Origin of the sequence: Segatella copri (genome assembly GCF_002224675.1) — a bacterium.
GTDB lineage: Bacteria > Bacteroidota > Bacteroidia > Bacteroidales > Bacteroidaceae > Prevotella > Prevotella copri_U.
The window spans coordinates 90443-98377 of record NZ_NMPZ01000013.1 but is presented as its reverse complement, the minus strand read 5'-3'; the positions used below and the strand labels follow the sequence as shown (position 1 = coordinate 98377).

The window sequence follows — 7935 nt, the reverse complement described above, 5'->3', positions numbered from 1 at the left end:
AACTAGGTAATGTTATATATTCGTTAGAGCAACGAAATAAAGTAACAAACGGTGGAGGCTTATCAGTAGCCTTCACCGTTTCTTCTAGTTTATGCTTGGTAGAATCGAAAAGTTGGTGGGGTTCATCAGATGAAGGTCACCAAAACTAAATATCTTGAAAACAAAGACTTGCAAAATAGATATTGTGACATATTTCATGAATAAGAGCTGAGTTGCAAGTCGGGAAGTAATCAAATCTTATGATTTTTAACATAGATAATCACAATTATTGTTGTTTAGCCAAAGTTTCCTTCACAAAATTTGTGAATATCGAATTTATATATTATCTTTGCAACATCAAACTATTATAAATAATGTAGTTATGAGCAACGATAAAAAAACAATAAAGGAAATGCGGGCAAACGATATGACTCCGGCTTTTCCTACGCATCCTGGAGATGTTCTGAAGGATGAGATAGAATATCGTGGAATTTCTCAGCGACAGTTGGCTGAGGAAATGGGTATTGCCTATTCTGCTCTGAACGAAATTCTGAATGCACGTCGCCCTGTGACGGAAAAAACAGCTCTACTCTTTGAGGCTGCACTTGGAGTGAATGCTGAGCCTTTGTTGAAAATGCAGATGAGATATAATTTGCAATCTACAAAAAGTGATACTACTTTTATGGCTAGATTGGCTAAGGTAAGGAGGGTGGCAGTAGCCTTGTAAAAAAGCTGAAGAGAAGATATGAATAAGAAACAATCCACACTAAAAGTAGATGGCATACTGGAGTACTACGACAATCCTCAATTCTTTTAATCGATGGAGTCGTCTGGTAAAGGCTACAACGGAACAGTGCCAGAGGTTCTTTCTTAGGCGTTATGGAATTCCTTGGCCTGAACTAGATGAAGATCTTTGTTTCTCAGGTCTGTTTTCTGATGCTGGTCTTTGCAACAGCAAAGATGATGAGAATGCGATTTATTATAGCGCAAACTAATCGGATAGATTTTGTAAGCGTAGCAATAGTGGTATTATTAAAAAGCAGAAGTTATGAATAGTGATAATATTGATTTTGTAACATATTGCATAGGCAACTTATCTCGCAGATTGGGATTGAATGCTCGTGATGTATATCAGCGTCTAAAGACTTCTGGTATACTTACTGATTATATTATCCCAAGCTATGATGTGCTCCATACTTTTAGCAAGGAGTATCTGATGGAAGATCTTGTTGATTTCATGAAAGAGAAAGGAGTGCTCTAGAATGATGAAACTAAGTTTATTGGTTATATCCATGCTTGCTGCTATGGCGTTGCCGGCCTCCTCGCAGGAGGATAGCTGCAAGACTATACACCGCATCGCACTGGATGCGGTGCCATCTACCATCTTCCATACCAACGAGTTTCTGCGTGGAGGAAATGATGAGGCCCGGACGATGAATCACGACATGACTTTTACGCTGAAGTATGCCTTCATGAATAAGGAGGAGGTGAGACCTGGCTCCATCTATCAGGGGGCGTATCAGGGTGTAGGCTTGGCTAGACATGAGTTTAACCAGTGGCTGGCAAATCCGATATCCGTGTATCTGTTTCAGGGGGCACCGATTGTGAACCTATCCCGCAGGGTGTCGCTCAACTATGAGTGGAATCTGGGAATGGCGTTCGGATGGAATGCCTATGACGAGCTGAATAATCCTGAAAACAAGGTGATTGGCTCAAAGGCAACGGCATATATTGATGTTGATGTGTATATGAAGTGGATGCTCTCGAAATATCTCGATCTGAATGCCGGTATTTCGCTGACTCATTTCTCTAATGGCAACACCACTTATCCTAATATGGGACTTAACACAGGCGGCATAAGATTGGGACTGGCTTATTACATCAACCGACAACCATTGGCTGTGCCGAAGGTAGAGCGGGAGAAGTTGCCGGATAGGCGTGGACTTTACACGGATGTGGTATTGTATGGCGCATGGAAGCAGGGTATAGCACATGATGGTGTGTCGAGCTATCTGCTGGATGGCAAGTATGCCGTGATGGGCTTCAATGTCAACCCGATGTACCGGTTGAACCCGTGGCTGAGTTTGGGTGCTTCGCTTGATGGTGTGTACGACCGTTCAGCTAGCAGGGAGAATGATCCTTGGGGCGAGGATGTGAATCATAAGTTTAGTACCCAGGCTGGTCTGGGGCTTTCGGCTCGTGGCGAGTTTGCCATGCCTTATTTCAGCATCAACTTTGGTGCGGGAACCTATCTGCTTGGCAATCGCAACGACTTCAAGGGAGTATATGAGGTGCTTGCCCTGAAGATTCATGTGAGCCGACGTGCCATGCTGCACATCGGCTACAGTCTGGTGGATTTCAAGACTCCTAACAATCTGATGCTAGGCTTGGGATGGCGCTTTGGCGGCAAATAATGCCGCCATCTTCTCCTGCCATTCATTTATGGTATCTTATTTCTTTATTTGAATATATTTTTGATAGCATAAAGCGGATATACCCTGATGTCGTCATAACACGAAAAGTTTTCGAGTGATGTGCGGATTCCGTAGTCGATGCCTTTCTGTTGGAGGAAAATACGCATGCTTTGCATTGATCCTTTTATGCCCGACTTTACTTCAATAGGGCGTATCTTGTCGCCTAGTTGAACCACATAATCCACCTCTGCGTTGCTGCCGCTTTTTTCTCTGTGCCAGCAGTATAATGATCGCGGTTCGTAGCATGGTGATGATTTTATAATCTCATTACCTACAAAGGTTTCTGCAATAGCTCCTCGATTAATTACTTGCATATCAGTGGTAGCGATAAAATCGGCTATATTCAGTTCTAAAACGCTTTGTAGTAAGCCTGTATCTAGAAATATCATGCGGCGGTATTTCTCATTGATTTCTGCGCCTAAAGGAATTCCGTTGGCAGAGGTATGGGTGACTGGATATACAAGACCTGCTAAAATCAGTGTTTCCAGTGCAGTCTTGATTTGCCCACTATTACCATCGCAGTCCACCTTATTGTCTATATGTCTTTTTAGATATTTTTATAATTCGTAATACATTGATAATCTGGTGCAAAGATACTGGTTTTTCTAAAATTAGGGGCTAAGAATGGGTTAAATCTTCTAAAATTAGGGGCTAAGAATGGTATGAAGTGTCTTATACGTGAAACACAATCTTTCACTTTTCAATCTTTTTTGTACCATCAATTGATAAAGAAAAATCTCCTCTCTTGCAAAGACACAAGAGAGGAGAAAGAGTTTCATCCCAAATATTTCTCTATTTACCGCAAATCGAGCGAATCCATCCAAAAAGTTCGTTCAAGGCGTAATCACCTGAGTGAGGACGATTCCAAGGCAGCTTGAAGTTAACATCCTTACCCTTGTTTGCAAGCTTGGTAGCCAAGTTGATAGGAATAGGGAACGCCGTGTCTCTGTCTATGGCTCCATGACGGATGTACCAATGAGGTGCAATGCAAGAACCTTCTTCATCCATCATACACATCGGATTGAGCAACCTTACATTCTCTTCTATTTCCTTGCCAAGAACAGCTTTGGAATTTCCTGTGGCTTTTACCAACGAATAGGTGGTAAAGTTAACAGAACTACCCTTGCTATTGCCAAACTCCTCATTTTCTCCACTGGCCTTACTTCCTGCTACTCCTTTACTATCGAAAGCCGGCACACCTTTTAGGGCTGTCTTATTTGCCACATAAGAAAGATACTTATCCAAGTCAAGACCAGTGATGTATTCTCCCTTTGACTTATTTCTCATTGGCATCATCTTAGGACCATCTTTTGGCACATCCATTGGAAACTTCATTTCTCCCTGCTTCTTGCCACCATTCATAGGAGCAATGAACTTCATGCCTGAAGAGAATGAAAATCCAATACTATCTGGTATATCAGCACCATAATCCTTTGCATCCTGAGCACTTGTCATCAAAAGCTGATTGATATAATCACGATAGTTGTCTGCGTTCAAATCACTTCCGTCCTTTTTCTTTAGTCCCAAACTATTGATGTAAGCAGGAAATTGTGCAGCCAACTCCTTAGAAACAGCAACTTGCTCGCTCGTTACAGGTCGGATCTTTTCATCCACACCTCCATACAACCACTCATACGCCATATCCGCATGGTCAAGATCGATGATAGGGCAAAAACAAACTGCCGCAAAAACATCGTCTCTTGTATCAGCTGCTCCCATGGCTTTGAGCATAGGCTCATAAGAAGGATTATTGCCGGTGGAACCCAATAAAGACGACATAGCTCCACCTGCACTTGTTCCATCGGTAATAATATGCTCGGCATCACCCAGCATATCCCTGTCAAAGAAACGCAGATAGCGAACTGCCGCTTTCAAATCAAGCAGTCCCTTAGGAGCACGACCCGTATAAACTGTCTTTCCCTTCTGTACAATCATAGAGTTTCTACCTCTTGCACCAGGTATAGCTACAACATAGCCTTCTGCTAAAGCTCTACCTGATGCATCACCCTCATCTATCATCCTTGGAGCAGCTGCCATATAGCCACCCACATAATTGGGCATAAAGATAGGAGTGGATTGCGTTGCACCCTCAGGAACAAACACATTCATGTACTGATACGTAGAATCCTCTACATGAGTAACATAATACAAATTTGTGTAAGCAGTATAGTTGACCTTCTTCCCATTAGGAAGGGTAACAGACCCCGCCACGCCTTTCGAAGCATCAAACACCAACTTTGGTGTAGGCTTCTTCGCTGCCTGGGCACATACACAAAGTACCAAGGCCAGCGATGCTACGAAAAACTTCTTCATTGTTACTTGATATATTTGAACGATGCAAAGTTACTTAAAATCCTGAAGAAATAGAACAATTAGCAGTGAAAAATTACGATTTTAATAAATAATAACACTAGTGTTAGGGGCTAAGAATGGGTTAAATCTTCTAAAATTAGGGGCTAAAAATAGGTTGGATGGCGCTTTGGCGGCAAATAATTCTGCCACTTTCTCCAGCCATTCCTTGTCAATGTCATCAAAGGTATTGAGGTGTTCACTGTCAATATCCAGTACGGCGATCACCTCACCGTTTCGGATAACGGGTACAACAATCTCTGAACGGGAGGCGCTGCTGCAGGCAATATGCCCTGGAAATTTCTCAACATCTTTTACCACGATGGTTTCCGCCTTGTCCCAAGCCGTTCCGCAAACTCCCTTGCCCCGTTTGATGCGGGTGCAGGCCAGCGGTCCCTGGAAAGGACCCAGCACAAGAGTTCCGTCGATGACCCGGTAGAAGCCCACCCACCAGAAGTGGAAGGTGTCCATGATGCATGCTGAAATATTCGCCATATTGGCGATGATGTCGTTTTCGCCCTCTACGAGTGACTTGAGCTGTGGGAGGAGCGTAGCGTAAAGTTCCTCCTTCGTTTCTCCTTTTATAATAAGATGTTCTGCCATGATGTCTTTACTTTTCAATTCTGTCTATTATCTGTTTAGATATTCTATCTCTGCAAAAGTAACAAAAATAATTGGAAAACTGTCTTTTTTATAGAAATATTTCTATCCTTTCAATCTTTTTTCGTACTTTTGCACCATCAATTAAGATAAAGAAAAGTCTGATTTTAAATGAAGTAAGAAAATGGCTGATAAAGATATGAAATGGAAGACGCTCTCTCAGAAGTATCTGATAGAGAAGCCTTGGCTCACGGCACGAGTGGATAAGGTAGAATTGCCTACGGGTGCCATCATTGATGAATATTACGTGCTGGAATATCCTGATTGGGTAAATACCATCGCCATTACGAAGGAGGGAGAGTTCGTCTTTGTTCGCCAGTATCGCTATGCAATAGGGAAGACGGTGAATGAACTCTGTGCCGGAGTGATAGAGAAGGGCGAGGATCCGATGGTGGCTGCCAAGCGAGAGCTGATGGAAGAGACTGGATTCGGAGGCGGTAACTGGCAGAAGTGGATGACGATTTCTGCCAACCCAAGCACGCATACCAATCTTACCCATTGTTATCTGGCTACGGATGTGGAGCGCATGGATGTTCAGCATCTTGACCAGGCTGAGGATATCGAGGTTCGCCTCTTCTCCAGGGAAGAAGTGATGGATATGCTGGAGAAGGGAGAAATCTGGCAAAGCCTGATGGCGGCTCCGCTATGGAAGTATTTTGCGAAAGCAAAGTAAGCTGTATGGCTTCATTTATAAAAGCCAAGTAAATATTAGACATTAAACAATAAACATTATAAAGATGGTAATAGATTTCGAAAAGATTGCTGAGGCTCATTTGGAGGGCTTCAAGGGTGGACAGGGTAAACTCGATACTCGTAACTATGTGGATGACAAGGTGAAGATTATGTATTCTACCTTGCGTCCGGGTGCATCAACTGGTCTTCATACTCATGAGGGCAACTGCGAGATTATCTATGTGGTAAGCGGCACTGCTACTTTCCATTATGATGATACCGTGGAGGAGGTTCGCCAGGGACAGGTGCATTACTGCCCGATGAACCATGCTCATTATATGGAGAACCTCACCGACCATGATCTGGTGTATCTCGCCATTGTGCCTGAGCATCATTAATATCCTTGAAACATCATCAGGGAAACGCATCATATTCCTCAAGGAAAACGAAAAAAGAAAGTCCAACTCGGATGCCTCTCTCTCAGAAAGGCTCCAAGCTGGACTTTCGTCATTTATTATCTCTCTCTTATATTGCTATAGTAATCTGTTTTTATCTAAAAGCCAGCTGGCGGGTTATAGTTTTTCGCAGAATTCGATTTTCTCCTTGTTTGGCCCCTCAATGGTGAAGAACTTTACGCCGTTCTCCCAGAAAGGAAGACCATTTACCTGCTGATCCAGCATCTTGAAGGTGCCAGCTTCCTTCACTACCAGAAAGAGATCGTCTATGTTCTTTACATCGATGGCGATGTGGTCAACGGCACCATATTCCATCTTAGCCTGATGGTTCTGATAGGTCTCGATGATGAGATTGTGGAGCTGGAGGAAGGCTACTTCCTCGGTGCCGTTCACTGTGCGGAGGGCTGTTTCGAAGCCCAGGGCATGATAAAACTCAATGGTCTTGTTGATGTCGTTGGTAGGAATGCCGATGTGCTGCACGCCTGTTGTAAAATCTTTAATCTTCATAATGAATTTGTGTTTAGATGATTGTTATGATAAAACTGTCTGTGTTTTTTGAAGATTTAGAAGCGGATGATTTCTGCTCCAATCTGGAAATAGCTCTCGTTGCTCTGCGGATTCCACATGCCCTTGGCGTAAACCGGAACGGTGTAGTTGCCGAGCTTGAGATCGTGGGTGGCTTGCAGTGATACGTGAACGATGCCTGCCGTGGTTCCGAAGAAGTGGGCATCCTCGCCAGCTCTGTTCAGGGCGAAGGCTCCACCTACTCCTGCATCTACCTTCCAGCCATCCTTCTGGTAGATTGGATATTCCGCATAGGCGAAGGTGGAATATTTCTGCTCTGTATTGCTGCTGTTGCGGTCGCGTCCGAAGACTACCGTTGACCAGCTCAGGAGCAGTGGAAACTTTTCTTCCTGGAAACGGTAGCTCAATGTGGCATCGAGGAATCGGCCCGTGGTATGGGCTGAGTAGTTCCAGTATTCCTTATTATTATAGGTGGCACCAGGGGAGAAGTTGTAGGTGTCCCACAGGGCGAATCCCCAACCGCCAGCCTTCAGATTCAGATAATGGTTAAACTCCTTGTAGGAGCCTTCCGAGTTGCAGCCACCCCAAAGTCCCACGGTAACGTGGTCGTTGGCCATCGTATAGCTCAGGTCGGTGAGGAGGACGATGCCGTCGGAAACTTCCATGCCACGCCACAGATGATTATTCTGCACGTTGGCTTTCAGATGGAGCTGTGCCTGGGCATTTCCCAGACACGCTGCCATCATCAAAACAATAACTACAATTCTTTTCATGGTTTAACTACAAAATAAACTTTTTGAACCTAATTAAACTAATAACTT

General features: G+C 43.8%; 10 protein-coding genes and 1 pseudogene. 6 read left to right on the top strand and 5 right to left on the bottom strand.

The window, feature by feature from the left end; translation table 11 throughout:
- Positions 1–391 precede the first annotated feature (391 nt).
- The 4 genes from CFT61_RS09500 to CFT61_RS09490 are packed head-to-tail and all read left to right on the top strand — an operon-like array spanning position 392 to position 2393.
- Positions 392–706 (top strand): HigA family addiction module antitoxin, encoded by a 315-nt coding sequence (locus CFT61_RS09500; protein ID WP_254918922.1) that lies wholly within the window; start codon positions 392–394, stop codon positions 704–706.
- Positions 707–755: 49 nt separating this feature from the next.
- Complete coding sequence (locus CFT61_RS17420; RefSeq protein ID WP_367379338.1) at positions 756–974, top strand: DUF2442 domain-containing protein; 219 nt, start codon at positions 756–758, stop codon at positions 972–974.
- Positions 975–1027: 53 nt separating this feature from the next.
- Complete coding sequence (locus CFT61_RS09495; protein ID WP_089544196.1) at positions 1028–1240, top strand: DUF3791 domain-containing protein; 213 nt, start codon at positions 1028–1030, stop codon at positions 1238–1240.
- A gap of 1 nt (position 1241) precedes the next feature.
- Positions 1242–2393, top strand: a complete 1152-nt coding sequence (locus tag CFT61_RS09490) for an acyloxyacyl hydrolase (RefSeq protein WP_089544195.1) — start codon at positions 1242–1244, stop codon at positions 2391–2393.
- A 44-nt stretch (positions 2394–2437) separates the two neighbouring features.
- Here the strand turns inward: CFT61_RS09490 and CFT61_RS09485 are convergent, their stop codons facing one another.
- From CFT61_RS09485 to CFT61_RS09475, 3 genes and pseudogenes are all read right to left on the bottom strand, one after another.
- Complete coding sequence (locus CFT61_RS09485; protein WP_176425565.1) at positions 2438–2980, bottom strand: DUF4143 domain-containing protein; 543 nt, start codon at positions 2978–2980, stop codon at positions 2438–2440.
- 265 nt (positions 2981–3245) lie between these two features.
- Complete coding sequence (locus CFT61_RS09480; RefSeq protein ID WP_089544193.1) at positions 3246–4766, bottom strand: alpha/beta hydrolase; 1521 nt, start codon at positions 4764–4766, stop codon at positions 3246–3248.
- A 177-nt stretch (positions 4767–4943) separates the two neighbouring features.
- Positions 4944–5405 (bottom strand): annotated as a pseudogene (locus CFT61_RS09475) (GAF domain-containing protein); the annotation flags it as partial.
- A gap of 181 nt (positions 5406–5586) precedes the next feature.
- Between CFT61_RS09475 and CFT61_RS09470 the strand changes: the two are divergent.
- Both CFT61_RS09470 and CFT61_RS09465 read left to right on the top strand, forming a co-directional pair.
- The gene (locus CFT61_RS09470) at positions 5587–6135 is read left to right on the top strand and encodes an NUDIX hydrolase (protein ID WP_089544192.1); all 549 of its coding nucleotides are present in this window, start codon (positions 5587–5589) and stop codon (positions 6133–6135) included.
- Between the two features lie 64 nt (positions 6136–6199).
- The gene (locus CFT61_RS09465) at positions 6200–6532 is read left to right on the top strand and encodes a cupin domain-containing protein (RefSeq protein ID WP_022122055.1); all 333 of its coding nucleotides are present in this window, start codon (positions 6200–6202) and stop codon (positions 6530–6532) included.
- Between the two features lie 174 nt (positions 6533–6706).
- On the opposite strand, the gene CFT61_RS09460 is transcribed toward CFT61_RS09465, so the two are convergent.
- Entirely contained in the window at positions 6707–7096 is a 390-nt protein-coding gene (locus CFT61_RS09460; protein WP_089544191.1) for a VOC family protein, read from the bottom strand.
- Between the two features lie 56 nt (positions 7097–7152).
- Positions 7153–7887 (bottom strand): hypothetical protein, encoded by a 735-nt coding sequence (locus CFT61_RS09455; RefSeq protein ID WP_089544190.1) that lies wholly within the window; start codon positions 7885–7887, stop codon positions 7153–7155.
- Positions 7888–7935: the final 48 nt, after the last annotated feature.